The following is a 25107-nucleotide window of genomic DNA, read 5'->3' as shown; positions in this document are numbered from 1 at the left end:
TGTTTCCTTGTAAAATGGATGGTGCTTTCTCTCTGTGTTCCTCTGTGTCCTCTGTGGTGAAAGGATTTTGAAACTATGGTCACCATCAAGGAAACCTTAAGAACCGTCTTCGGCTTCCACGAATTCCGTGCCCCCCAGCAGGAGGTGATTGAGCAGGTGCTGGCCGGCGAGGATGTCTTTCTGGTCATGCCGACCGGGGGAGGTAAGTCGCTCTGTTACCAGATCCCGGCCCTGCACCGCGAGGGGCTGGCGATCGTCGTATCGCCCCTGATCTCGCTGATGAAGGATCAGGTGGATGCCCTGATTGCCAACGGCGTGCGGGCGGCCTGCTACAATTCCTCGCTCTCCGCCCAGGAGGCGCGCCGTGTCTCGCAGCAGCTGGATGCGGGAGAACTGGATCTGCTGTATGTGGCTCCGGAGCGGCTGATGCTGCCGGAGTTTCTGGAACGCCTGGGAACCCTGAAGCTGGCACTGTTCGCCATTGACGAGGCGCACTGCATCTCCCAGTGGGGCCACGATTTCCGTCCGGATTATGTCCAGATCGGCAGGCTGCGCAGTCTGTTCCCCGACGTGCCGATCGTGGCCATGACCGCCACGGCCGATCCCGAGACCCGCAACGACATCACCCGGCAGTTGGACATCCAGCAGGCGCGGGTCCATGTGGCCGGTTTCGATCGCCCCAACATTAGCTATACGGTCATGCCCAAACACAAGCCCATGGCGCAGCTGGAGGCGTTCCTGAAGGGGCGGCGCGATGAAGCGGGCATTGTCTACGCCCTGAGCCGCAATCGGGTCGAGCAGGTGGCCGAGCGTCTCTGCGCGGCCGGTTTTGCCGCTGCCGCCTATCATGCCGGCCTGTCGGACACCGAGCGCCACCGGGTGCAGGACGCCTTCCGACGCGACGACCTGCGGATCGTCGTGGCAACGGTGGCCTTCGGCATGGGCATCGACAAGCCCAACGTGCGCTTCGTAGTGCACTACGACATGCCCAAGAGCGTGGAGAGCTACTACCAGGAAACCGGCCGCGCCGGCCGCGATGGCCTGCCCTCCGAGGCGCTGATGCTGTTCGGCATGGGTGATGTCATGACCGCCCGGGCGCTGATCAACAACAGCGACAATGCCGAGCGGATCCGGATCGAGCTGCAAAAGCTGAATGCCATGGTCGCTTATTCCGAAGCCCTGACCTGTCGGCGACGGGCGCTGCTGGCTTATTTCGGCGAGAGCCGCACGCATGATTGCGGCAATTGCGACATCTGTGTCGAGCCGCCGCAGCGCTTTGATGCCACCGAAGCGGCCCGGAAGGTGCTCTCCTGCGTGTATCGTGTCGGTGAGCGCTTCGGCGCCAGGCATGTGATCGATGTCCTTCGGGGGAGCCAGGGACAGCGCATACTCGATCTGGGGCACAACCGGCTTTCCACCTACGGCATCGGCGCCGATCTCTCCGCAGCCGAGTGGGACAACATCATCCGTCAGTTGATCCACCTGGGCTACCTGGTGCAGGATTTTACCCGTTTCGGCGCCTTGACGCTTTCACCGCTGGCACGTCCGCTGCTCAAAGGGGAAGCCCACGTCACGCTCGGCCTGCCACGTAACGCTGAGGTTGCCAAGGAGAAACCGGCCCGGCGCGGCGCAACGGTCGGAGAGGCCGACCGTGCCCTGTTCGATGAGCTGCGGGCCTTGCGCAAACAGATTGCCGACGCGGCCTCCGTGCCCCCTTTCGTGGTCTTCTCCGATGCGACGCTGGTGGCCATGGCCACGGCCCGGCCGCGGGACGAACGCGAACTGCGGCTGATCGGCGGGGTAGGGGACTACAAGCTACGTACCTATGGTGCCCCTTTTCTGGCAGTCATCGGCCGGCACGACCGGGTTATTGACCGCCTTGCAGAACAGGCGGATGGACCGCCCGAAGACATGTATGCTTAAATATATTCTAACGGACAGCGTCACGCTTTATTTTGTAAAATAATAGTTTCACGACAACAAGGAGAAGGGCAATCATATGGCACCAACACGAGCGATAGTCATAACCGGCAACGGCACCAACTGCGAGATGGAAGCGGCCCATGCCTGCCGCCTGGGGGGCTTTGACGAGGCGGTCATCGCCCATATCGCCGAAATTCTTTCCGGGGAGGTCAGGCTGGATGACTTTCATTTCCTCAACCTGACCGGAGGCTTCCTCGACGGCGACGACCTGGGGAGCGCCAAGGCACAGGCCAACCGGCTCAAGCATGCTGCCGTGGCAGGCAGCGGCGAGAAACTGGTAGAGCAGTTCACCCGCTTCATCGCTGACGGCAAGCTGATCCTGGGGGTCTGCAACGGCTTCCAATTGATGGTCAAGATGGGAATGCTGCCCGGTTTTGATGGCGACTACCTGAGCCAATCGGTCACTCTGACCCACAACGAATGCGGCCGCTTCCAGGACCGTTGGACCTATCTCAAGGTCGATCCCGCCTCTCCCTCCATCTTCACGCAAGGCATCGACAAGGGCATCTATCTGCCCATGCGGCACGGTGAAGGAAAGTTCATGTGCGATACCGCCGCGACCCTGGAGCGGATCGAAGCGGCGCACTTGGCGGTGTTCAAATACTCCGGCCCCGATTATGCCGCGCCGACAATGGAATTTCCCGCCAATCCCAACGGCTCCCATAACGCCATCGCCGGGGTCTGCGACCCCACCGGACGCCTGATGGGGCTGATGCCGCATCCCGAGGCCTTTGTCCATTACACCCAGCACCCGCGCTGGACGCGGGAACAGCTGCCCGAAGAGGGAGATGGTCTGATCCTGTATCGGAACGCAGCGGAGTATGCGCGGAAGAATCTTATGTAACACCTGCCGCTCTGTGCCCCGGTGTCTCTGTGGCAGATTTTTCGTTCAAAGCATAAGGAGAGTTCACACCATATGAACTTACATCGTCCCCATGAAGAATGCGGCGTATTCGGCGTTTACAATCACCCCGAGGCCTCCAATCTCACCTATCTCGGTCTGTATGCCCTGCAGCATCGCGGCCAGGAGAGCTGCGGTATCGTCTCCTCCGACGGTGCCACCTTGCATGCCCATAAGCGCATGGGACTGGTGGCCGATGTTTTCGGCAACCAGGAGGTCTTCAAAAAACTGCCGGGGCGTTCGGCCATCGGCCACGTGCGTTATTCCACCGCCGGAGCGTCTGTCGAAAAGAATGTACAGCCGATCATGGTCGATTATTCGCGCGGCTCCATCGCAGTGGCCCATAACGGCAACCTGGTGAATGCCCAGCTGCTCAAGGCCGAGTTGGAAGCCTACGGCTCGATCTTCCAGACCACCATGGACACCGAGATCATCATCCACCTGCTGGCCATCGCCCGCACCAATTCGCTGGTGGAGCGCATCGTCGAGGCGCTCAAGCGCATCCAGGGGGCCTACTGCCTGCTGTTTCTGACTGAAAGCCGCATGATCGCGGTACGCGATCCGAACGGCTTCAGGCCGCTCTGTCTGGGCAAATTGGGCGATGCCTGGGTGGTGGCTTCGGAAAGCTGTGCCCTGGACCTGATCGAAGCGCAGTTCGTGCGCGAGATCGAACCGGGCGAGATGATCATCTGCGGCAAGGACGGCCAGATCGAGTCCATGTTTCCGTTCAAGAAGATCGATCCGACCCCCTGCATTTTCGAGTTCGTCTATTTCGCTCGGCCCGATTCCTACATCTTCGGCAAGAATGTCTACATGGTCCGCAAGGAGCTGGGGCGGCAGTTGGCGCGCGAATATGCCGTGGACGCCGATGTGGTGATCGCCGTGCCCGACTCGGGCGTTCCGGCTGCCATGGGCTATGCCGAGCAGGCTGGCATTCCCTTCGAGCTGGGGCTGATCCGCAACCACTACGTGGGGCGCACCTTCATTGAACCAGCCCAGTCCATCCGCCATTTCGGGGTCAAGATCAAGCTCAACCCGGTGCGCGAGATCCTGGAAGGCAAGCGGGTGGTGGTGATCGACGACTCAATCGTACGGGGCACCACCTCACGCAAGATCGTCAAGATGGTGCGCAATGCCGGGGCCAAGGAGGTGCACATGCGCATCTCGTCTCCTCCCACCAGCTACCCCTGCTACTACGGTATCGATACCCCCAATCGCAAGGAGCTGATCTCCTCTTCTCACACCATTGAAGAGATCTGCCGCTACATCACCGCCGATTCGCTCGGCTACCTGTCCGAGGAGGGGCTGATCAAGTCTGTCGGGGTGAGCAACACCAATTTCTGCAAAGCCTGTTTTGCCGGAGAGTATCCGGTTGCATTCCCCAAGCCTGTGGCGGCACCGCAGATGGGACTATTCGAGGAGGAGCACACATAACATGACGGACCGCGATAAACTCAAACAGATCATCCTGCAGCTGTCCTACGAAAAGCGGCTGGTCAAGCTGGCTTCGGGACGCGAGAGCGATTTCTACTTCGACGGCAAACAGACCACCCTGCACGCTGAAGGGGGCTTTCTGGCCGGCAAGCTGTTCTATGAAGCCATCAAGGACGTTGCAGGGGTGGAAGCGGTCGGCGGCATCACTCTGGGAGCCGACCCGATCGCCACCGCCACCTCCATTGCCGCCCATCTGGACGGCAAGAGCATGCACGCCTTTATCATCCGCAAGGAGCCCAAGGGGCACGGCACCGGCCAATGGCTGGAGGGGCGCAAGAATCTGCCGGCCGGCACGGGCGTGGTAATCGTGGAAGATGTCGTCACCACCGGCGGTTCCTCCATGAAGGCGGTACGCCGGGCCGAGGAAGAGGGACTGAAAGTGCTCGGCATCGTCACCCTGGTCGACCGTGAAGAGGGTGGCCGGGAGAATATCGAAGCCGAAGGATACTGGCTGAAGGCGATCTTTACCAAATCCGAACTGGTAGGTGGATGACCTCGAAACAACGCCTCGACAAGCTGCTGGTGGAACGGGGACTGGCCCCTTCGCGGGAAAAGGCTCAGGCACTGATCATGGCCGGTCAAGTGGTGGTGGGTGAGCACACTGTCGACAAGGCCGGCCAACAGGTGCCGGCCGATGTCGAGATCCGCATCAAGGGTGAAATCCTCCCCTTTGTCAGCCGTGGCGGACTGAAGCTGCAACGGGCTCTGGAATGCTTCGAGCTCGATGTGAGGGGGCTGGTGGCGATCGATGTGGGTGCCTCCACCGGCGGTTTCACCGATTGCCTGCTGCAGGCAGGGGCGGACCGCGTATTCGCGGTGGATGTCGGCTACGGCCAACTGGCCTGGAAACTCCAGCAGGACCCGCGCGTGGTCAGCATGGAGAAAACCAACATCCGCTACCTGACGCCGGATCAACTGGACGGGATGCCGGATCTGGCGGTGATCGACGCCTCCTTCATCTCGCTCTCCAAGGTGCTGCCGGCCACGGTGGCGCTGGTCAAGCCCGGGGGCAGGATCGTTGCCCTGATCAAGCCGCAGTTCGAGGTAGGGAAGGGCGAGGTGGGCAAGGGGGGCATTGTGAGAGATCCGGCCGCCCACGAAAAGGCCGTCGAAGGGGTTAGGCAGGTTGCGGCGGAATTAGGATTGAGCGTGGCAGGCCTGTGCGATTCACCCATCACCGGTGCCGACGGAAACCGGGAATTTCTGATACTGCTGCAGGTGCCTTTAACCCCTCCTGTCCTTCCCTTAGTTTAAGGGGAGGGACGCTCCGGCGGGCTGTTGTAGGAATTTCAGACAATACCCCGATCATGTGTTCCCCTCAGGATATGAGGGGGGAGTTAATTTGATGTTTTGAAGGAGGCTGACATGGAGAATTGCATATTCTGCAAGATCATCCGCAATGAAATCCCCTCTAAGAAGGTATTCGAGGACGATCGCCTGCTGGTGATCGAGGATATCGGCCCCAAGGCGCCGCTGCATCTGCTGTTCATTCCCAAAGTACATTTTTCCAACTGCCTCGACATGGCCGACAGCCATGACGAACTCGTCGGTTACATCTTCAGGAAGGCGGGGGAAATCGCCCGGGAAAAAGGGGTGGCCGACAGCGGCTTCCGTCTGGTGCAGAACAACGGCGAACTGGCCGGGCAGTCGGTGTTTCACCTGCATGTCCACCTGCTGGCAGGACGCGAGCTGGGCTGGCCTCCGGGCTAAACGGCAGACCGTACTGTCTTCGCATATCGCAACAAAAAAGGCCCCCCGAAGTTCCCGAGGGGCCTTTTTTGTTGCGGGGTTGTCGGATCAGAAGGCGAGCAGGCGCTTGACCAGACCGGGAATGGCCATGTCAGTGGTCATGACGAGCGTCAAAATGATCATGATCACCACCGTCAGCCAGGCGATGATGTTAAAGATCGGGCCGTTGACATAGCGGCCCATCAGGTTTTTGTCGTTGATCAGCAGCAGCATGAAGATCAGCACAAAGGGGAGCACGGCGCCGTTGACCACCTGGGACAGGAACATGATCTGCAGCAGCGGGGCGTTGGGTATCAGGATCAGCCCGGCGCTGATGGCGATGATCACGGTGAAGAGCCAGAAAAACTGGGGGGCTTGTTCGAAATCATTGTCCACTCCCGATTCCCAGCCCATGCCCTCGCAAATGTAAAAGGCGGTGGAAAGCGGCAGGATGCAGGCACCGAAGAGCGAGGCGTTGAACAGTCCAAAGGCGAACAGGGCCGAGGCATGCTGGCCGACCAGCGGCTTCAGGGCCATGGCGGCATCCGCGGCGGTCTCGATCTTGAGGCCATGGAGATGGATGGTGGAGGCGCAGGCTACCATCATGAAGAAGGCCACCACGATTGCCAGGATGCAGCCGATGATCACATCCAGCCGCGTAAAACCGTACTGTTCGGCGGTGATGCCTTTCTCAACCACGGCCGACTGCTGGTAGAACTGCATCCAGGGGGCGATGGTGGTCCCGATGATACCGATCAGCGTCATCAGATAGGCACTGTCTGATTTGAAGGAAGGCACAACCGTGGACTTGAGCACCACGTCCCAGTTCGGTCCGGCGATAAAGGCGGCGATGGGGTAGGCCACGTAGACCATGCAGGCCACCAGGAAGACCTTTTCCACGGTCTTGTAGGAGCCCTTGACGATCAGCAGCCAGACGCAGATGGCGGCCAGCGGCACCGACAGGTACTTGCTGATGCCGAAGATCTCCAGGCTGGCGGCTATACCGGCGAACTCGGAGATCGAGTTGCCCATGTTGGTCAACAGCAGCGCGATCATGACGTAAAAGGTGACCTTGACGCCGAAGGATTCCCGAATCAGGTCCGAGAGTCCCTTGCCGGTCACGGCTCCCATCCGGGCGCACATCTCCTGGATCACCACCAGCGCAATGGTGGTGGGGATCATCGGCCAGAGGATGGCATAGCCGTAGTTGGCCGCAGCCAGGGAATAGGTGGTTATGCCGCCGGCATCGTTGTCTACGTTGGCGGTGATGATGCCCGGTCCGAGAATCGCCAGGAACAGCATGATGTTCTTGGCGTTTACGCTCTTGAAGGGCCTGAATAATTTGAACAGGGAAATACCGGTGAACATGGGAAAAGCCTTTGATGGTTATCTGCGCCTGTTTTTGAGAATCAGCGGCAGGTAGTGGGCCAGCACGTCGTCGACCGTGACGATGCCCGCCATACGGTCCTCCTCGTCCAGGACCGGCAGCGCGATCAGGTCGTACTTGGTAAGCATTTCGAGCATGTCTTCAGGTTCGGAGTCAACGTGGACGTACTTCACGTTTTCCTCCATCACGTCGGTGATATGTGCATCGGGCGAACTCAGCAGCAAGGTCTTCAGGGATACGACCCCTTCCAGGCGCTCCTCTGCGTCGACCACGTAACCGTAATAAACGGTTTCCGCTTCCTCGGCCCCTTCCTTGAGCAGCTCCAGCGCGCGCCCCACCGAAATGTTCGATGCAAGCCGGAAATATTCGGGGGTCATCAGGCCGCCAGCCGAGTCCTCTTCGTGCTCCAGCAACTCCTGGATATCCTCGGCATCCTCCTGATCCATCAGGTGCAGCAGTTCCTGGGCCTTCTGCTCCGGAAGGTCGGAGAGCACGTCGGCGGCATCGTCCGGCTCCATCTCTTCCAGGATGTCGCTGACCTGTTCGTCATCGAGCTGGCTGATGACGACATTGCGCATGTCCGGCTCCAACTCGTACAGCGTCTCGCCGGCAGTTTCGGCATCCATTGATTCGAGCATCATCTTGATGTTCTGGATCGGGATGTTTTCGATGATGTCGGCCAAGTCGGCTGGGTGCAGTTCGTTCATCTGGTCCCGGGCGATGTTGAGTGCCAGACGGGACGAGTTGGCCTCCAGAGGCTGGACATATTCCCAGCTGATTTCATTGTGGGGGATGTCGCGCCGGATGGCCTGGGCGAAGCGCTCGCCGAAACGCTCGTATCCCAGGCGTCTGAGCAGGCCGCGAAAGCCGATGTCGACCGAAAAGATGCACAGCTTCTGATTGAGGTTGCCCAGCTTGATGTCGTTGACCCGCACCACTTTGGCGCCGTCCACATCCACGATCTGCTTGTCGAGCAGGTCGCGCTTGACGAGGATCTCCCCTTGGTAGGACTGGAACGGTGACAGGCCCGGAGGTCTCACGCTGCTGGCGGAGATCACCACATGGGTGAACAGCGTCACTTCGTTCCAGGGCAGGCTGAAAATGCCCTTGCGCGCTTTGATCACTATGTGGGAAACCTCGGGGAACACGTCGCCCGGCACCATGATCAGATCGCGCAGAAGGCCGATCTCGTCGCCTTTACTATTGATTACGGAGCGACCGATGACCGCGCTCAGGTATATTTCAGTGAATTCAGTCGTCATTCGGGAAACCCTTAAAAAGCAAAAGGCCCTTTCAGAGAGAAAGGGCCTTAAAAAATACGCAAGGACACCGCTTCCCCCCTGGTAGATTTTCGGCAGTGCACAACGTAGGATAGTGAACCAGCTACATTGGGTTAAGCCTTAAGCCGACAAAACCTGTTGGACCGCATTGGCGTCTTTCGACGTTTCTGGGCAGTAGCCTGTGTTTGTGCAAACGCCTCATGCTAACGAGGAATTATATGTGGTAAAACGTGTTTGGGACCCTTGTTTATACATCGATTGGATTGGCGGGTAAAGTTAAATTTGCGTTAAAACCGGGTGACATTCTGTGTACTTGTCGCATCCGGACATCCTGTCCGGCGGTCACTTCTGCCGGCGGCGGCACTGCTATTTTGCCATAGGCATTCCCTTTTTCAACGATCTCTGCTATCATTTTTGAGTAATGAGCGAAAAACTGATTTGTGCAAATAAGAAAGCCTTTCACGATTACTTCATCGAAGACCGGCTGGAAGCGGGCATGGTGCTGCAAGGCACGGAGGTCAAGTCGCTGAGGGCAGGCAAGGCCAATCTGAGCGATGCCTTCATGATGGTGCGCGACGGCGAAGCCTTTCTCCACAATCTGAACATCTCCCATTACGAATTCGGCAACCGCCAGAACCACGATCCTGATCGCAAGCGCAAGCTGCTGCTGCACCGCAAGGAGATCGACAGGCTGTACGGGCGCATCAGGGAGCAGGGCTTCTCCGCCATTCCGTTGCGGCTGTATTTCAAGAACGGTCTGGTCAAAGTCGAGATCGGACTGGGCAAAGGCAAGAAGCACCATGACAAGCGGGAAGACATGAAGAAGAAGGATACCCAGCGCGAGATTTCGCAGGCGCTCAAGTCCAGAAACAGGGACCGGTGATCAGGGACCAGGGACCAGGGACCGGAAAACCAGTTAGTTAGAAACGTTAGTGTCAGTCACAAGAGAAGAGGGACGTGGCAGGAGACTGGAAGGAAAGACTTTACCGGTCCCTGATTCCCGGTCCCCAATCACCGATTTTAGGGGGTGTAAAGGTTTCGACGGGGAAGTGAAAATCTGGGTTGCACCGGGTCGGGGCAGGTGGCCGACCTTAATAAACCTGCAACGGCTTAATTGCCGACAATTATTACACACCTGTTGCACTAGCTGCTTAACAGGCGTCCCCAATGAAGATGCCGGTGGTACAACGGGGACGTCATTCACTACCGGATTGGGATGCGCAACGCCCGTAGCGCACCCTGAAATTTAACGGGACCGCTGGTCTGCTGCTTTGTCAATTGTGCAGCAGGCCGGTTAAATCGAGCAATTGACTAACGGTGTAGTAATTCAGACTGTAGGTTCTTCGGACGTGGGTTCGACTCCCACCACCTCCACCAATTAAAGAAACCATTGTGGTTTCGGATGCAGGTCAGCCCCTGAGCGATCAGGGGCTTTTGTTTTATCTGGATGTGCAGAACAAAGCAGAGGGTGCAGTGTTTGTTTTTATCGCCGCACTGTGAGAAAATTATGGTGAGGAGGTAAGCGTATGGCTACTCTGACAGAAAAAGAAGAGGCAAAAATCGAGGAATTGGCCGGAGAAGCTGAAATCGCACTGGAAGAAGACGGTGAGAGGAAGGATCTTAAAGAGAAACGGGGCATCATCAAGCAGACCTTGTATGATGGCTCCAAAAAGCTGAAACACATCATTCCAAAAGGCAAACACTTATAACGAAGCCTGTCATGTACAGTCTGCAGCCGCCAATTGCTGCGGAGCAAATCCGAAGCCTCTGAGAGATCAGGGGCTTTTTTCGTGATCGAGGTTTCTTGCCGTTTCCTGGAGTGCCGTCGAAGATGACGACTCTTTCCCAATCACCCTTTGTTCGGTGTTTTCCACGATGTGCCGGCTGGCACGACAGGCTTGTTCGTAACGCGGGAGAATGTCGCCAAATACTTTGGCTGTTGCAGTAAATTCGTGGGTCAATGAGGAAGAATAACTTCGAGCATACGTGCTGATTTCTCCGCTGGCAGAAGCCTCGCGAAAAACAGAGGTCACCGTCTTCAGAAAGAGAAGATTTTTGTTGATAGCCGCAACCTTTTCGCAGGGTGACTTGCTCGTGGTGAAACCGTTTGCAAGAATATACTGCAGCTTTTCAAGCTGCTCCTTGGTAAGTCTTTTTCCGAAGTAAACCTTGTCGGCGTCCGTGATGTTCTTCATGTTCAACTGCTCCATTGCCGATGCTTCGTTTGATAGCAGTGCGCTGAAAACAGCGGCCTGAAGCACTAGCGCCAAGTACTTGAATAACGTAGTCATGCAGATCTCCTTACGGAACATGTGCGCCTTGTGGCGCCGCTTTTTCGATACTCACAATTAAAATCCCAGTGAAACTTTTTTAGCGAATCAGCAGGGGCAATAATAGAAAAGTCTTCGTCGCTTGGCGAGGAATTTTGTCAGTTTTATTTTCCGTAAGATGAGTTCCCCCATATTTGACCTCCTGTGCCCATACGATGTCCCGAAGCAAAATGTCACATTTCGTCACATTTCGTCAGGTTCGGTTGGTTGATTCCCCCCTTTGCTATGCTATGCTTGCTGCCGTGCTCCAGGCGGATTCCGCAACGGGAAGCACAGGCCGGTCGAAACGGCGTGAGCATATGACGTGAGGGCAATGCAGCATGAATGCGACAAAAAGGATCGGAGAGCTGCTACTTGAAAAAGAGATGGTAACTGCTCGACAGCTCCGGGAAACGCTGGAACTGCAACCCAGCATGCCCGGCCAGACAATCGGCCAGCTGCTGTGCCGGCTGGGGTATGTCAAGGAAGCCGACCTCCGTTTTCTGCTCGATCATAACAACAAACGTCCCGACCTGGGCGCTATTCTTGTCAATAACGGTCTGCTCAGCCACAGAAAACTTGCCATTGCCAAGGAAGTCGTCAAGCAGCAGAGGATCAGCCTGGAATCCGCGCTGCTGAAACTGGGATATCTCGACGAAGAACAGGTGGCCCAGTCAGTGGCGATACAGTACGACCTGTCGTATATGCATATCAGCGGTAGCCGGGATCTGCAGGCGGATGCGATACAATACATCAGTGCAGCCTTTGCCAGAACGCACCGTCTTGCCCCCATCTCAAAAGTGGGATCGACGCTGACCCTGGCCATGGCAAAGCCGTTACACCAGAACAGTATTCGAGAGCTGGAAGATGTCATGGGCTTCAGGATCAATGCCGTCATTGTTTCCGAAACCAGTATGCGTCTGGCCCACAAGCTCATGTACAACATAGCCGATGATGGAAAGGGTGCCGCAGTTGGCGAGGAGTTGAATCTGAATCTTCCCGACAGCATCGCGGAACTGCTCAGTGAAAGCACGCTGAGCGACGAACCGGATGTGGAGGAAGAGAGCAAGCAGGTTACCGAGAAAGACAACGTCATTGTCAAGCTCGTCAACAAGATCATCTACGATGCCTACCTGAAAAAGGCTTCCGACATCCATATCGAGCCGTCAGCCGGTAAAAACGACGTCATTGTCCGCATCCGGATCGATGGTCATTGCTCGATCTATCAAAAGATCCCTTACAGATACAAGTTCGCCATTATTTCACGCATCAAGATCATGGCAGATCTCGATATTTCGGAACGCCGCAAGCCTCAGGACGGCAAGATAGAATTCAGAAAGTTCGGACCTTTGGGCATTGAGCTGCGCGTGGCCACCATGCCAACGGTCAACGGCCTGGAAGATGCCGTCATACGCATTCTGTCCAACAGCGAGCCGCTAGCCTTCAAGGATCTGGGGCTTAGCAACCGCAACCGGCGGATATTCGAGGAAAACCTTCTGTCTCCGCATGGACTGGTTCTGGTGGTAGGACCGACCGGTTCAGGGAAAACCACCACCCTCCACTCCGGTCTGGCCACCATCAATCAGCCCCACCGTAAGATCTGGACCGCCGAGGACCCGGTGGAAATCACGCAGTTCGGGCTTCGGCAGGTCCAGGTCAACCCCCGCATCGGCTTCGGCTTTGCTGCTGCGCTGCGTTCCTTTTTGCGGCTTGACCCGGATATCATCATGGTGGGGGAGATGCGCGATGAAGAGACAGCGAGCATTGCACTTGAAGCGTCACTCACCGGTCATCTGGTCTTTTCGACCCTGCATACCAACTCAGCACCGGAAACAATCACCAGGCTCCTGGAAATGGGGCTGGATCCATTCAGTTTTTCGGATTCGCTGCTCTGCATCCTGGCCCAGCGTCTGGTGCGGCGTCTCTGCCCGGACTGCAAGGAAAACTACCGGCCCACCGCGGAAGAGTTTGACGAACTGATCGAAGAATATGGCACCGGCTTTTCCCTGCCGCAGGCGGACCGCGACACGGTCGTCATGGGCAGGGCAGTTGGCTGCGAACAGTGCAACCATAGCGGCTATCGCTCGCGTATGGGCATCCATGAAGTGCTCAGATGCACGCCTGAGCTGAAAAAGCTGATCAAAAAACGGAGCCGGACGGACGTCATTCAGGCCCAAGCCGTGTCCGATGGGATGACTACCCTCAGGCAGGACGGCATCCTCAAGGTCTTGCAAGGATTTACCGATATTAACGAAGTACGCCGAGTTTGTGTTAAATAGGAAGTGGCCGGCTCGGTCGTTGCGATCACGTGCATGCTTGATGTACATGAAATCCTGAGGAGGAAAGAACATGGAAAAGGTAAAGAAAATGTTGCGAAGCTGTTGTGTAGTGCTGGCCTTGGCCTCGCTGGGCATGCTGTCCGGCTGTGGACATTATGAGGTCAATACCGGGCGCGGTAATATCCCCGGATATTTTATCCGCTCAGAGATGCAGGAAGCCGACCGCGCGGTGGAAGCTGCCCGCGCCGCGGGCAAGGATAAACTCTGCCCCGCGGAATTCAAGCAGGCCGAGGATGCCAAGAACAACGCCTATGACGTCTTCAGGGCCTGTCATACCGAGGAGGGGGCCGCGCTGGCGAAGCAGGCAACGGCACAGGTCAATGTTCTCTGTCCCCCGGCCAAGGCTGTCCCGGCACCGGTACCGGCGCCCGCACCTGCGCCAGCTCCCATTCCGGCTCCGACTGCCAGCCTGAGCGCTACTCCGGATGCGATAACCAAAGGACAGGCCGCCACCCTTGCATGGACTTCGGAAAATGCCACAAACTGTGACATTCAGCCGGAAATAGGTCCGGTCCCCCTGCAGGGCTCCCGCACGGTCAGCCCTTCCGACACGGGTACCTACACCCTGGTTTGTAGCGGCAAGGGGGGCCGCGTCACGAAAACCGCCGGCATCGCTGTAACCGCACCCGCTCCGGTAGTGAAAGCCGTTCCGCCTCCGGAGAAGACCAAGCTGTGCAGCCCTGCGGTCATCAACATCCATTTCGATACCAACAAAGCGGATATCAAGCCGCAGTACCGCGACGAACTGAAAAAACTGGCCGACTTTCTGAACGAATTCCCGCAGGCCAGCGGCACCATTGAAGGGCATACCGACAGCGTCGGCAGCACGGCGGCCAACATGAAGCTCTCCCAGCGCCGTGCCGAAAGCGTCCGCAATTATCTGATCAAAGAATTCGGGATAGCTCCCCAGCGGATCAAGGCGGTCGGCTTCGGCCCCACCAAGCCCGTTGCCGACAATAAGACCAAGGCGGGTAAAGAACGGAACCGCCGTATCGAATCGAACTTCGCCTGCAATTAGTGGGGCGCTGCGCCCGGCGCCGTCCGATGCAATTATTTTTCCGGTAAGGACTACGAGTGAATAACGAGCATGTCAGACTGTTGGGACGGATCGATGAAGCCGCACTCCAGGCGGAGCTGTTCGAGCCGCTCCTTTCCCCGCCGGCGCCGTCAGTGAAGTTCTTCAATCATTACAAGGAAGTGCCCGTGCGTGGAGAAGCGCAGATTCTCCACGCATCGGGCACGACCCTGTTCTGCCGCACCAACAAGGCCCAGTCACGGGTGATCGAGTTCAGCAAGGATACGATAATCCAGATTCCGGGGCTCAAACACGACGTCCATGCCATGGCCAGTTGCGATCCCGACACCAGGGAAGTGGCTCTTTCCGATTTCTCCTATGCCGAAGTGCTTTCCGACCTGCGCTTGTCGATCAGGGTCAGGATGCACGTACCGCTGGCGGTTTCGATCTGGGCAGGAACGACGGAATGCCGGGGCCGAATGCTCGATTGCTCGTTGAATGGATGTGCCGTGGAGATCCTGGACCGGGCATTGCTGGGTGCGTTCAGTTATTTTCGCCTTACCTTTGAAACACGCCTCAAAACAGGTAAAGAGGCCATTAAGGCGGAGATCATGGTCAAGCTGGTCAGAATCGTGCCGCACGACAAGTTGTTTCGCTGTATTTTCGCCTTTGAGCACGACCGCAGCAGCGAATGGCAGATCGGCCGGCTGATTGCCCTGCGACAGGCGGAAATCATCAGGGAACTCTGGTGCGGCTAGGCGTCCGCACAACCCCATTTAAAACAGCATGATCTGTTCTGCACCCTTCGGTTCTTTCGTTTTTCTGGGAGGCGCGGCAACGGCAGTCGTCAGAAGCTGCGCCGGCATCTCGCCGATAAAGCGTGAGAGCGGACGGGGTGACGGCCCTGTCCAGGGGCGATTGCCCGAGGCTGTCAGCAGCAGCCGCTCCTTGGCACGGGTGAGACCGACGTAGAACAGGCGCCGCTCCTCTTCAATATTTACCTCGTTCCAGAGCGAACAGGGCAGCAGCCCCTCTTCGACACCGGCCAGAAAGACCACGGGAAATTCCAGCCCCTTGGCACTGTGCAGGGTCATCAGAGCCACCGACTCGGCGCGTTCGTCATAGACCGAGGCCTCTGCATAGCGGCGCAGATGTCCGGCAAAGACGGTCAGGCTGCTGCCGAAGCTGTTGGCCAGGTCCAGAAGCCGCATGGTTCCGGTCGATTCCCCATTCACGGAAAGAAAGGGCAAAGCCGCATGCAGTGCCGCAGCCAGCCCGCCCTGGACAGCGGCTTTCCGGAAATGCTCCAGTACCTGCTCCAGCTCCCCTAGTGCCCGTTCCGCCCCCGCCGGTAGTTCCACAAGCGTACGACAGGTTCGGAAATCCCCGCTCAGTGGCAGCGCCGCCTCCAGCCGATCGATACTGGCACTGCCGATTCCCGGCAGGGCTCCGGACAGTTGGAGCCAATCGGCCATAACCTCCGAACCGGCGGCAGCCTGAATAAAATAATAGACTGCCCGCAGGTCCGGGGCCAGATAGTAAGGTACCGTTCCCACCTGCTGATACGGTATACCGCGCCGCTCCAGGGCGGCCGCAATCTCGTCGGCCTGTCGGCCGAGCCGGAAGAGCACGGCTATCTCCCCGAAACTCAGGCCGCGTCCCGTCCCGCCATTGCCCCCCCGGCCGGAATGCAGGGAAAAATGCTCGATGCCCCCCATCAGCTCCTCGATGCGACGCACGATGAATTCCGCCTCGGCAGCCGGCGATGCCGCACTGTGCAGCTCGATGTTTCCCTGACGGTTCGATCCGGCCACCAGGGACGGAGCGTTGCGCCGGGTGTTGCGGGAGATCAGCGCCGTGGCTGCCGCAATGATCGTGGTGGGGCAGCGATAGTTGCGGGTCAGGAAGATCTGTTCCACTTCCGGCAGAGCGGCGAAACGGAAGAAAAACTCCGGATTGCTCCCCCGGAAGCCGTAGATGGCCTGGTCGGGATCGCCGATGGCAAAGATCCGGCCGGTTTCGGCCAAAAGCCGTATCAGATCGAACTGGCATTGATTCAGATCCTGGAACTCGTCCACAAAGAGGTGTTCCACGGAGGCCCGGACCAGCCGCAGGAGACCGGCATCCGCTTCGAGCCGTCGGATGAACTCCGGCACCACTGCATCCAGGTCAAGGGCATTCAACCGCTGCAGTTCGTCCAGATACGTCTGAAGATGATCGCCCGCCCCTGTGGGAGACAGAAAATACCCGGATATCTCTTCGCTCAGGGTATTGCGCTCCGTGGCGCCCAGGCCGGGAAAGAGCCGCTTGAGCAGCCGCTCGCGATCCTCCGGGCCGATCGCCGCCAGGTCCGGCACACCATGACGCAGCCAGTGGAGACAGAACTGGTGGAACGTCCCAACGAATACCCGCTCGCACGCCTCTTCGGCCGCCTTCAGCAACCGTTCGCGTACCTCGTCCGCCGCCTTGACCGTGAAGGTGATGGCCGCCATCCGTTCCGGGGCATGCCCCGCTTCCAGAAGGGCCGTCACCCGTGCCGTCAGGGTGTAGGTCTTACCGGTCCCCGGTCCGGCGGTCACCAGAATGTGACGGCTGTCGGAAGCGATAGCGGCCGCCTGCTCCTGGTTCGGGCCGCCGGTTTTTCCCGGGCCTGTGTAGGTCTGGTCACTACGGTCCGCCATGGCCGGCAGCGCCAGCGCTCCGGCCTGTTTCTTCCGGCTGCGCCGGGGGGCGGAGCCGTCGCCGAACAGGCTCGCCTGGCCGGCCAGACGCTCCAGCTCCCCTTCCTCAAAGACCCGGATTACGCCGTATTCCCCATCGAAGCCGGGCTTGCGGATAACCCGGCCGCTGCGCATGCGTTCCACCGCCTCCCCCAGAACCGGTGAAGCCTGGCGGATCTCCTCCGTCGAGGTGTGCAGCAGCAGGCCGAATTCGGAACCGAAACGGGCGATGGTACGGCTGTACTGCTCCAGTACCTTTTTGGAGGCCGGTCCGGCCCCTGCGATCTCTCCCAGCACTTCGGGCAGCGGGATCAGGCTGAAAGTCCGGGGCGAATCCTCACGGAAGAGGGGCTGCTCCCGATCGGCCAGCTCCATGACCCGGTGATAGACTCCTACGGTCAACGGTTTACCGCAGACCGGACAGATCAGCCCCAGTTTGCGGGTTTCCTGGGGATCGAGGCAGACGTTGCAGGTGCGGTGGCCGTCGGCGTGATACTTCCCCTCTTCGGGAAAAAACTCCACAGTGCCGCGGAAGGTCTCGCGCCGGTTGCCGCGGATGGCCTCGCGCAGGGAGAAGAAATCCAGACCAGTGGAGAAAAGGTTGGCTTCGCGCCCCAGCTTGGATGGAGAATGGCAGTCGGAATTGGAGATCAGGGCGAAACGGTCCAGGCCGGAAATCAGCCGGTTCATGCCCGGATCGGAGGAAAGGCCCGTTTCCAGTGCAAAAACGTGGGAAGTCAGGTCGCCGAAACATTCCTCGATGCTGTCGAAACCCGACCGGGAACCGAACAGTGAGAACCAGGGGGTCCAGATATGGGCCGGCACCAGGAAACCCTCCGGAGCCTGCTCCAGCAAAATCTCCAGCAGATCCCGGCTGTCCAGCCCCAGGATCGGACGGCCATCGGATTCTATGTTGCCAATGCCGGCCAGCGTGGCGTTCAGTCGTTCGGCAGAGGCGAAATCGGGCACATAGAGCAGGTTGTGAACCTTGCGTACCGTGCCATGACGCTTGTAGATGCTGCTGATCTCGGCCGAAAGCATGAAGCGCACCGGTGCGGACGCCGGGGTCACTCCGGCCAGCGGAGAGACGATGGTCTGTTCGTTCTTCAGCCGGAACAGTCCCGGTTCAGCCGGCTCCAATTCCTCCTTCAAACGCCGGAACCAGGCGGGGTGGGTGAAGTCGCCGGTGCCGATCACCTGGATGCCCTTGACCCGCGCCCAACCCGCCAGGCCGGTCAGGGTTCCCTCCGGACTGGTGGCCCGGGAATAGGGGGAGTGGATATGGAGATCGGCAATATAGTCCATGGCAGTGTATCCTTCTGGTACTGAGAAGTCGTATGCTCAGCTTCGTTTGTGACGGTCACGGATGACGATACAGGAACAGCGGTATGCCCCTGCAGAAGGCAGCAGATCTGACTGTGAACGGTTTGACAGGGTAAAATGCCGATCTTGGGTGGGATGGTTCCGGCATATCGCGGCTGCCGGTAACCGTTATTTGCCGCTGATTCCCGCAATCGAGCCGGTGATGAAGGCGACCAGCCAGGCCGTGTAAATACTCAGGCTCACCCGGTGAAAGAGGCGGTTCACTCCCTCTGCCCGGCGGACAAGCGTTGCCGCCAGGGCGAGCAGGAAGTGGAAGGCCATGCCGGACAGGGAGGCCATCCCGATGGCGATGTGCCACTCGGGTATCACCCCTGTCGAGAGGCCATAGAGCAGCATCAGGTGGGTTCCCAGGTAGTCGCAGGCCAGGCCGGACCCGAACAGGAACAGGTGCCTCCGGTGCAATCCTTTCTTCCGGGCGCTGAAAACCGCCCAGGTGTAGAAAATCAGCGCCAGATTCATCCAGATTACGGCATACAGCAGCATACATGCCCTTTTCTTTTTTCGCGGCATGTTACACAATCGGGCGCCGGGACACCACCGCTTTGTGTGCGGACCGCTCCCCGACAGCCGGAGGTGATATGAACACAAACGGGACATCCACACCAGATGCCGCTGCCGTCGGCATCGATCTGGGGGGTACCAAGACCGAATCCATTCTGCTTGCGCCGGATGGCGGGGTCCTGTGGCGCCAGCGCAGGCCCACCCCGCGGGCCGACGGGTACGAAGCGGTCCTGGCAGTGGCGGCGGAGATGGTTGTCGAAGCAGCCCGGAATCTTCCTCCGGGTGTCCCCTGCACCGTGGGCATGGGCATTCCCGGCTCCGTCGACGCTCTTACGGGATTGGTGCGTAATGCCAACTCCACCTGCCTGATCGGCCGTCCCCTGCAGGGAGATATCGAGCGGCTGCTGGGGCATCCGGTGCGGGTCCGCAACGACGCCGACTGCTTTACCCTGGCGGAGTGCCGTTCGGGAGCCGGCAAGGGCTACGGCCTGGTCTTCGGCGTCATCATGGGGACCGGGTGCGGGGGTGGCATCTGCATCGACGGCATGGTGCGCGAAGGGCCGCATCGCATCGCAGGGGAGTGGGGCCACCTCTCCGTCGATCCGGGGGGAGCGGAATGCTACTGCGGTAAGCGGGGCTGCGTGGAGACGCTGATCAGCGGGTCAGGGGTCGAGGCGGCCTTTTTCCGGGAGCATGGGTACAGGTTGACCATGGACGAGATCGTTGACCGGGCGAGGGAGGGCGAACCGCGCTGCCGGGAAGCTTTCGAGCGTTTCCTGGACAACTTTGGCCGCTGCCTGGGGGGGCTGGTAACGATCCTTGATCCGGACGCTATCGTGCTTGGTGGCGGACTGTCCAACATCGAGGAACTCTATACCGCGGGAGTCGAGCGGATGAGACGCCATGCCTTTCACGACAAGCTGGAGACGCCTGTCCTGAAGAATCTGCTGGGGGACTCGGCCGGAGTGTTCGGCGCGGCCTGGATTGGGAAGTTGCAGAACACCTGATGACTGCTGCCGTACTGGTGGTTGGCCCGGACAGTTACCGGGACCTACGGCCTTACGTTGTTGCGGATTCAGGAAGGTGTTGGATAACTCTTTGGAAAATCGGCCGGCAGACAATTCCTGATTTCATTGATCAGCACCTCAAACACGATCGGCTTTGACACATACCCGTCGAAACCGCACCGCAGGAGGTTCTCGCGATCTTCTGTCAATGCATGCGCGGTCAGTGCGATGATCGGCGTGCGGCTTCCCGATGCCTTCTCACCTTCACGGATGATCCGCGTGGCCTCGATGCCATCCAGGACCGGCATCTGCACGTCCATCAGGATGACATCCATCTTCCCTTTTTCCCATTTTTCAACCGCTTCGTTGCCGTCTCCGGCAAGTGCCAGGACATGCCCCATCTTCTGCAGCATTTCCATGGTAAATCTTCGGTTCAGTTCATGATCTTCAGCCAGCAGGATATGAAGCGGTGGCCCTTTCCACGCAGGCGGTTGAACGGCGGTGCCACTCTCCCCCATATCCGCGGAATTGACGGTGAAGGGCAGCTCGATATGGAATGTGCTGCCGGTACCTTCACGGCTTTCCACCCGGATTCTGCCCCCCATGATCTCTGCCAGCTTGGTGGAGATGGAAAGTCCCAGGCCGGTGCCGCCATGCTTTCTGGTCATGGAGCTGTCGGCCTGGATAAACGGGGCAAATATTTTCTCAATGGCTTCCGGTTTGATGCCAATGCCGGTATCAGCCACGCTCAGCCGGAAAAGGGCGCTGTCGCCATGATGTTCGATCAGGCCGGCCGATACAGTTACGGATCCTTTTTCGGTAAATTTGATGGCATTGCTGACGAGATTGAGCAGGATCTGTTTCAGTCTGTGCTGGTCTCCCGTCACATTATCGGGCAGGCCCGGGGCGATTTCGGCGACCAGATCGAGCCCCTTGGACCTGGCCAGCGATGACTGGACTTTAAGCGTATCGTCAATGACATTGCGCAGACTGAAGTGGACCGACTCCAGATCGATTCTGCCCGCTTCGATCTTGGAAATGTCGAGAACATCGCTTATGACCGTCAGAAGACTGTTGGCCGAGATCTGGATGGCCTCCAGGTATTCCTTCTGAATATCGTCGAGCTCGGTCTCTTCGAGAAGTTCCGCCATGCCCATTATGCCGCTCATGGGGGTGCGGATTTCATGGCTCATGTTGGCCAGAAAATCGCTCTTGGCCTTGTTGGCGGCATCGGCTGCGTCCCGTGCAACGGCAAGCTCCCTGATAAACTGTTTGAGCTCGGACAGGTCGCGATGGAAGGAGAGAACAAGCTCCTTTCCGTTAAGTTCAATCCTGTTGGCCACAACATCCAGAGGAATGACATAGCCCTCTTTATGATAATGCTCTACCTCAAAGTGGAACGATTCTCCCGCCAGAATTCTCTTCATCCTCTCCCGGATCAGTTCCGCCGTTTCCGGGGTATCCAGGTCACGGAGGTTCAGATGCCTCATTTCCGCCATGGTGTGTCCGTGCATGCCGGCGAAGGACTTGTTCAGGTCGACGATTCGGCCGTCCACCGGATCGACTATGACAATACCGTCCCTGGCCTGATCGAAAAGCGTGCGGTACCGTTTCTCACTCTCCCGTAACGCTTCCTCCATCCGGGTCCGTTCCGTAATATCGAAGGCCACTCCGATTATGTATTCAGGCTCTCCGATACTGTCGAGTATGACCGAGCTGGTCCAGGCCAGGCGGCGAAGCTCCCCGCTCTTGGTTTTCCAGAAGTTTTCGAAGTATTTGATCTCCTGTTTGGCCATCAACATCTGCCATGCCTGCCGCACCGGTTCCATATCTTCGGGGGGCAGCAGCTGGTCCCACACCGTTCTTCCCAGGATTTCCGCAGAGGAGTATCCCGACAGCTCTTCACTGAATAGGTTGAAATACAGTATGCGGGCATCCTTGTCCTGGATGAGGACAACGGCTCTGACCGTTTCCAGGAAAGCCTTGTTGAGAGATGCCTCCTTTTTCAGTGCCTCCTCTGCCTGCCGGCGCTTTCTCAGCGAACTGTTGACGAGCCGATAGTTCAGAAGGCTGATGAACACCGCCAGCACAACGAACAGGGAGGTAAGGGTAATGGAACGCTGGTAGGTACTTTCCAGCCGCTCCTGGGTCCTGTTTTGCAACCGCCTGGCTGCCCCCTGGAGTTGGGAAGCCCGCAGCACGATCTGGCTGACAAGTCTCTTCTCCAGTTCCTGCCGTATGTGCAGGTTGGCGCCCGGAGTCTCCATCGCCTCGCTGTTTCCGACGATCCTGGAGAATATTTCGTTTGTGTCGTTAAAGGAACGGCGCATTTCCTCCACGATGATGCGTTCGTCGCTGTCGCCGAACCGAACGGCAGCCTTTTGGATCAACAGGTCGGCAGCCGCGGTTTTTGCATGCCACTCATCCTTCGCCCGCACCTCGCGGTACAGCAGATATTTGTCCCGGAGTGCGATCCGTTCGAAAAAGACGGACTGCATCGAGGCGGACAGGAGGTCGTTCTCCGATGCCGTGCGCGTCTTGCTGAATGACCAGATCAGTGTCGGCACCATCAGGATCAGGACTCCAACGGAGAGGAAGGAGCTCTTTTTCAGTATGCCGGCAGTGTTCACAGGGGTACCTGATTATCTGACTGCATCGGGATTGACCTCCGCAAGAGCATCCTGGTAGATGAAGGATTTGTAGTCCGGCATGCGGGTACGGTTCGTGAGCCCCTTTTTCATGGCCCAGCGCGTCTCGTCCTCCATGGTGATCAAAAGGGTATCGTCGAGTGTAACCCTGAAGGTAAACGTGCTCCATGGCTCGAGCAGCAGCGTCTTGTCGACGCCGTTATAGGCGGCGGCAATGCTCCGGGTCTGATCAGGATGATCCCGGACAAAGCGTTCCGCTTTGATCAGGGCGCGGAGCAGCCGCTTCACCGCTTCGGGATTGTTGCGGATGAACTCCTGATGCCCGGCGATGTTGAGGGTTTCTGTGTAGATATGGTTGTCAAAGAAGCCGACCCCCTTTTCACCCAACGCCTTGTGAAGCTGCATCAAGGGAAAGTTCCAGATACAGGCCGCATCCACCATGCCCGTGGTAAGTGCTGAGAACATCTCTTCCGGCTTCAGGGGAATTGGCACCACGTCCCGCCGATCGATGCCATTGGCGGTGAGCATGGAATCCATGAAAAAGTCGGAAGTGCTGCCGGGGGTGTATCCTATGCGGTGGCCTTTAAGGTCGGTCGGGGTGGAAATGCCGTGATCCCTGCGTGCGATGATCGCGTGATTTCTGGTGGCGGAAAAAATGTTGGCGACGATGAAGAGTTTGCTGCCTTTGAGGATTTCGAAAACGAGAGGTGTTTCGGCAGTGGTAGCCAGATCTGCCGTGCCGTCGAGGACCGATTGCAGGGCTGCTTTGCCGTATGTATGCCGCAGGGCCTGCACCTGGAGCCCTTCCTGGACAAAATAGCCGTTTGCCATGGCGACATGGACCAAGGTACCATTGGGCAGTGCCGTGTATGCCAGGGTGAGTTTGAGCGGGGGAGGGGGGGGAGACTTGTCGCAACTGACGATTGCCGTCAGGATCAGAGCTACCAGGATGGATTTCACTTTCAACATGGCAAGCCTTCGCCCGGTGACAGAAAACCCGGTTGTAAAGCGGTCGAATGATCTCCGCTAGTGTGTATACAGTAAAAGCAATGTACATGCAATGAATATCGACCGGCAGGGAGGTGCGGCAGGGAGGATAAGTGAGCGGCTGAAGGCCTAGTTACTGAAGACTCTCGAGCTGTTTCACATCAGGCAGGTTTCGATAAACCTTCTCCACGGTATCATACCAGGTCAGGAGATCGATTGGGGGTGCGGTACGGGAAACCAGTCATGGCTGTTCTTTGCCCATGTCTGCCCTCTCCATCACTCCTCCGCGCATCAACGCAAAAAACAGGACCATTCCCACCAGTGCCACGGTGCCGGCGCTGGCGAATCCGGCCGGGTAGCCGATCTGTTTCAGCGCAAATCCCATCCCGGTGGCACCGGCCATCATGCCGAGATAGATGCAGCTGTTGTACAGCCCCATGGCCAGCCCCCGCTGAACGGCCGGGACCAGTTCCGCGATCAGGGCGCCGATGGCGGTGAAGGTCAATGCCATGCCTATCCCCAGCAGCACCGCGCACCCCAACAGATATGGCAGCTGAACCGCCTGGCCCAGCAGAGCCAGGGCCGCTGCCAGACAGAAGAGCCCGGCAGCGACGATGAAGCGGCGATCGCAGCGGTCGGCCAGGCTGCCGATCGGAATCCTGCCGACCACGTTGGTTATGGCCTGGGCGGCAAACACCAGGCCGGCCTGGGCCGGATCATAGCCCCGCAATGCGGCGTACAGCGGCAGAAAAGTAAGGAAAACGCCGAACCCGATGCAGCTGCCGACCGTTGCCAGCAGGCAGGCCGCCAGACGATGGTTCCGAAAGAGCTGGATGCTGCCCCCCAGCAGGGCATGCAGTTCGCTGCGGTGGCGGGGAGGTCCCTGGGGCAATACCAGCAGGGCCAAAAGCGCCACCCCCATCAGCAGTCCGCCCGATACCCAGAACACCTGGCGCAACCCCACCGTCTTGGCCAGATAGCCACCGGTGGCCGGTCCCAGCGTCATGGCGATGTAGATGGCGGTGGTGTACCAGCCATAGGCCTGGCCGAGCCGCTCAGGAGGCATCACATCCGCCACCAGCGACAGCATGCCGGGGGCAAAGGCCGCCAGGCCGGCGCCGAACAGGACATAGGCCGCTGCAATCTGCCCCGGTTGATGGCATTGGGTAACCAGGAGCGATGAGGCGGCAGTGGCGACCACTCCGGCAACGATCGGTATCTTGCGGCCGGTGCGATCCGCCAGCAGGCCGGCCGGAATCGACAGCAGTCCGGCTGTCAGCATGAAGGCGCCGTTGATGCTCCCTACCTGGGCCGGGCCGGCCCCCAGTGCGGCGGCAAACAGCGGCATAACCGGTATGCGCAGGTAGGAATTGAAAAAAGCGGCAAAACCGATCAGGCAGAGCAGCAGGAACGGCCTCATGTGGG

The 25107-nt window shown here is 58.6% G+C and carries 20 protein-coding genes, 1 other RNA gene and 1 riboswitch; of the genes, 13 read left to right on the top strand and 8 right to left on the bottom strand.

Annotated elements, in window-relative coordinates; translation table 11 throughout:
* Window positions 1-75 precede the first annotated feature (75 nt).
* From recQ to GSVR_RS14780, 6 genes are all read left to right on the top strand, one after another.
* A complete protein-coding gene (gene recQ, locus GSVR_RS14805) occupies window positions 76-1923 on the top strand; it encodes a DNA helicase RecQ (protein ID WP_173202335.1) in 1848 nt (615 codons plus the stop codon).
* Between the two features lie 76 nt (window positions 1924-1999).
* The gene (locus tag GSVR_RS14800) at window positions 2000-2827 is read left to right on the top strand and encodes a phosphoribosylformylglycinamidine synthase subunit PurQ (RefSeq protein ID WP_173202334.1); all 828 of its coding nucleotides are present in this window, start codon (window positions 2000-2002) and stop codon (window positions 2825-2827) included.
* Window positions 2828-2899: 72 nt separating this feature from the next.
* Window positions 2900-4318, top strand: a complete 1419-nt coding sequence (purF, locus tag GSVR_RS14795) for an amidophosphoribosyltransferase (RefSeq protein ID WP_173202333.1) — start codon at window positions 2900-2902, stop codon at window positions 4316-4318.
* 1 nt (window position 4319) lies between these two features.
* Complete coding sequence (pyrE, locus tag GSVR_RS14790) at window positions 4320-4871, top strand: orotate phosphoribosyltransferase (protein WP_173202332.1); 552 nt, start codon at window positions 4320-4322, stop codon at window positions 4869-4871.
* On the top strand, window positions 4868-5632 hold the full coding sequence (locus tag GSVR_RS14785) for a TlyA family RNA methyltransferase (RefSeq protein ID WP_173202331.1): 765 nt from the start codon (window positions 4868-4870) through the stop codon (window positions 5630-5632). Before pyrE ends, GSVR_RS14785 begins: the two co-directional genes overlap by 4 nt.
* 111 nt (window positions 5633-5743) lie before the next feature.
* Window positions 5744-6088 carry a histidine triad nucleotide-binding protein gene (locus tag GSVR_RS14780; RefSeq protein ID WP_173202330.1) on the top strand — a complete coding sequence of 115 codons (345 nt, stop codon included), beginning with the start codon at window positions 5744-5746 and terminating at the stop codon, window positions 6086-6088.
* A gap of 87 nt (window positions 6089-6175) precedes the next feature.
* On the opposite strand, the gene GSVR_RS14775 is transcribed toward GSVR_RS14780, so the two are convergent.
* Both GSVR_RS14775 and GSVR_RS14770 read right to left on the bottom strand, forming a co-directional pair.
* Entirely contained in the window at window positions 6176-7474 is a 1299-nt protein-coding gene (locus GSVR_RS14775) for an Nramp family divalent metal transporter (protein WP_173202329.1), read from the bottom strand.
* A gap of 18 nt (window positions 7475-7492) precedes the next feature.
* Entirely contained in the window at window positions 7493-8755 is a 1263-nt protein-coding gene (locus tag GSVR_RS14770) for a magnesium transporter (protein WP_173202328.1), read from the bottom strand.
* 67 nt (window positions 8756-8822) lie between these two features.
* Window positions 8823-8991: riboswitch (M-box (ykoK) riboswitch) on the bottom strand.
* Window positions 8992-9194: 203 nt separating this feature from the next.
* On the opposite strand from GSVR_RS14770, the gene smpB reads away from it, so the two are divergent.
* The 3 genes from smpB (at window position 9195) to GSVR_RS14755 (ending at window position 10482) form a co-directional block, all read left to right on the top strand.
* Complete coding sequence (gene smpB / locus GSVR_RS14765; protein WP_173202327.1) at window positions 9195-9656, top strand: SsrA-binding protein SmpB; 462 nt, start codon at window positions 9195-9197, stop codon at window positions 9654-9656.
* 140 nt (window positions 9657-9796) lie between these two features.
* Window positions 9797-10150, top strand: a transfer-messenger RNA (tmRNA) gene (gene ssrA / locus GSVR_RS14760).
* A gap of 149 nt (window positions 10151-10299) precedes the next feature.
* Window positions 10300-10482 (top strand): hypothetical protein, encoded by a 183-nt coding sequence (locus GSVR_RS14755; protein ID WP_173202321.1) that lies wholly within the window; start codon window positions 10300-10302, stop codon window positions 10480-10482.
* A gap of 66 nt (window positions 10483-10548) precedes the next feature.
* Here the strand turns inward: GSVR_RS14755 and GSVR_RS14750 are convergent, their stop codons facing one another.
* Window positions 10549-11064 carry a hypothetical protein gene (locus GSVR_RS14750; RefSeq protein WP_173202326.1) on the bottom strand — a complete coding sequence of 172 codons (516 nt, stop codon included), beginning with the start codon at window positions 11062-11064 and terminating at the stop codon, window positions 10549-10551.
* Between the two features lie 359 nt (window positions 11065-11423).
* On the opposite strand from GSVR_RS14750, the gene GSVR_RS14745 reads away from it, so the two are divergent.
* The 3 genes from GSVR_RS14745 to GSVR_RS14735 all read left to right on the top strand — a co-directional run bounded on the left by GSVR_RS14745 (window position 11424) and on the right by GSVR_RS14735 (window position 15194).
* Complete coding sequence (locus GSVR_RS14745) at window positions 11424-13361, top strand: GspE/PulE family protein (protein WP_173202325.1); 1938 nt, start codon at window positions 11424-11426, stop codon at window positions 13359-13361.
* A gap of 70 nt (window positions 13362-13431) precedes the next feature.
* Entirely contained in the window at window positions 13432-14439 is a 1008-nt protein-coding gene (locus GSVR_RS14740) for an OmpA family protein (protein ID WP_173202324.1), read from the top strand.
* Window positions 14440-14495: 56 nt separating this feature from the next.
* Window positions 14496-15194, top strand: a complete 699-nt coding sequence (locus tag GSVR_RS14735; RefSeq protein ID WP_203978684.1) for a PilZ domain-containing protein — start codon at window positions 14496-14498, stop codon at window positions 15192-15194.
* An 18-nt stretch (window positions 15195-15212) separates the two neighbouring features.
* Here the strand turns inward: GSVR_RS14735 and GSVR_RS14730 are convergent, their stop codons facing one another.
* Window positions 15213-18461 (bottom strand): UvrD-helicase domain-containing protein, encoded by a 3249-nt coding sequence (locus GSVR_RS14730; RefSeq protein WP_173201585.1) that lies wholly within the window; start codon window positions 18459-18461, stop codon window positions 15213-15215.
* A 186-nt stretch (window positions 18462-18647) separates the two neighbouring features.
* A complete protein-coding gene (locus tag GSVR_RS14725) occupies window positions 18648-19022 on the bottom strand; it encodes a TIGR03987 family protein (protein WP_173201586.1) in 375 nt (124 codons plus the stop codon).
* A gap of 95 nt (window positions 19023-19117) precedes the next feature.
* On the opposite strand from GSVR_RS14725, the gene GSVR_RS14720 reads away from it, so the two are divergent.
* A complete protein-coding gene (locus tag GSVR_RS14720) occupies window positions 19118-20047 on the top strand; it encodes an ROK family protein (protein ID WP_173201587.1) in 930 nt (309 codons plus the stop codon).
* Window positions 20048-20115: 68 nt separating this feature from the next.
* Here GSVR_RS14720 and GSVR_RS14715 read toward each other — a convergent pair whose 3' ends face one another.
* The 3 genes from GSVR_RS14715 to GSVR_RS14705 form a co-directional block, all read right to left on the bottom strand.
* Window positions 20116-22677, bottom strand: a complete 2562-nt coding sequence (locus tag GSVR_RS14715) for a PAS domain-containing hybrid sensor histidine kinase/response regulator (RefSeq protein ID WP_173201588.1) — start codon at window positions 22675-22677, stop codon at window positions 20116-20118.
* A gap of 12 nt (window positions 22678-22689) precedes the next feature.
* On the bottom strand, window positions 22690-23664 hold the full coding sequence (locus tag GSVR_RS14710; protein ID WP_173201589.1) for an ABC transporter substrate-binding protein: 975 nt from the start codon (window positions 23662-23664) through the stop codon (window positions 22690-22692).
* A gap of 259 nt (window positions 23665-23923) precedes the next feature.
* Window positions 23924-25102, bottom strand: a complete 1179-nt coding sequence (locus GSVR_RS14705; RefSeq protein ID WP_173201590.1) for an MFS transporter — start codon at window positions 25100-25102, stop codon at window positions 23924-23926.
* Between the last annotated feature and the right edge of the window lie 5 nt (window positions 25103-25107).

Source organism: Geobacter sp. SVR (genome assembly GCF_016865365.1).
In the GTDB taxonomy this organism is placed as follows: domain Bacteria; phylum Desulfobacterota; class Desulfuromonadia; order Geobacterales; family Pseudopelobacteraceae; genus Pelotalea.
Note: the sequence above shows the minus strand (reverse complement) of the source record. Positions and strands in the feature narration are given on the sequence as shown.

Bases quoted from the DNA above. Each gene is read 5' to 3' on its own strand.
- recQ (WP_173202335.1), top strand. From the start codon at position 76: ATGGTCACCATCAAGGAAACCTTAAGAACCGTCTTCGGCTTCCACGAA.
- GSVR_RS14800 (WP_173202334.1), top strand. From the start codon at position 2,000: ATGGCACCAACACGAGCGATAGTCATAACCGGCAACGGCACCAACTGC.
- purF (WP_173202333.1), top strand. From the start codon at position 2,900: ATGAACTTACATCGTCCCCATGAAGAATGCGGCGTATTCGGCGTTTAC.
- pyrE (WP_173202332.1), top strand. From the start codon at position 4,320: ATGACGGACCGCGATAAACTCAAACAGATCATCCTGCAGCTGTCCTAC.
- GSVR_RS14785 (WP_173202331.1), top strand. From the start codon at position 4,868: ATGACCTCGAAACAACGCCTCGACAAGCTGCTGGTGGAACGGGGACTG.
- GSVR_RS14780 (WP_173202330.1), top strand. From the start codon at position 5,744: ATGGAGAATTGCATATTCTGCAAGATCATCCGCAATGAAATCCCCTCT.
- GSVR_RS14775 (WP_173202329.1), bottom strand. From the start codon at position 7,474: ATGTTCACCGGTATTTCCCTGTTCAAATTATTCAGGCCCTTCAAGAGC.
- GSVR_RS14770 (WP_173202328.1), bottom strand. From the start codon at position 8,755: ATGACGACTGAATTCACTGAAATATACCTGAGCGCGGTCATCGGTCGC.
- smpB (WP_173202327.1), top strand. From the start codon at position 9,195: ATGAGCGAAAAACTGATTTGTGCAAATAAGAAAGCCTTTCACGATTAC.
- GSVR_RS14755 (WP_173202321.1), top strand. From the start codon at position 10,300: ATGGCTACTCTGACAGAAAAAGAAGAGGCAAAAATCGAGGAATTGGCC.
- GSVR_RS14750 (WP_173202326.1), bottom strand. From the start codon at position 11,064: ATGACTACGTTATTCAAGTACTTGGCGCTAGTGCTTCAGGCCGCTGTT.
- GSVR_RS14745 (WP_173202325.1), top strand. From the start codon at position 11,424: ATGAATGCGACAAAAAGGATCGGAGAGCTGCTACTTGAAAAAGAGATG.
- GSVR_RS14740 (WP_173202324.1), top strand. From the start codon at position 13,432: ATGGAAAAGGTAAAGAAAATGTTGCGAAGCTGTTGTGTAGTGCTGGCC.
- GSVR_RS14730 (WP_173201585.1), bottom strand. From the start codon at position 18,461: ATGGACTATATTGCCGATCTCCATATCCACTCCCCCTATTCCCGGGCC.
- GSVR_RS14725 (WP_173201586.1), bottom strand. From the start codon at position 19,022: ATGCTGCTGTATGCCGTAATCTGGATGAATCTGGCGCTGATTTTCTAC.
- GSVR_RS14720 (WP_173201587.1), top strand. From the start codon at position 19,118: ATGAACACAAACGGGACATCCACACCAGATGCCGCTGCCGTCGGCATC.
- GSVR_RS14710 (WP_173201589.1), bottom strand. From the start codon at position 23,664: ATGTTGAAAGTGAAATCCATCCTGGTAGCTCTGATCCTGACGGCAATC.
- GSVR_RS14705 (WP_173201590.1), bottom strand. From the start codon at position 25,102: ATGAGGCCGTTCCTGCTGCTCTGCCTGATCGGTTTTGCCGCTTTTTTC.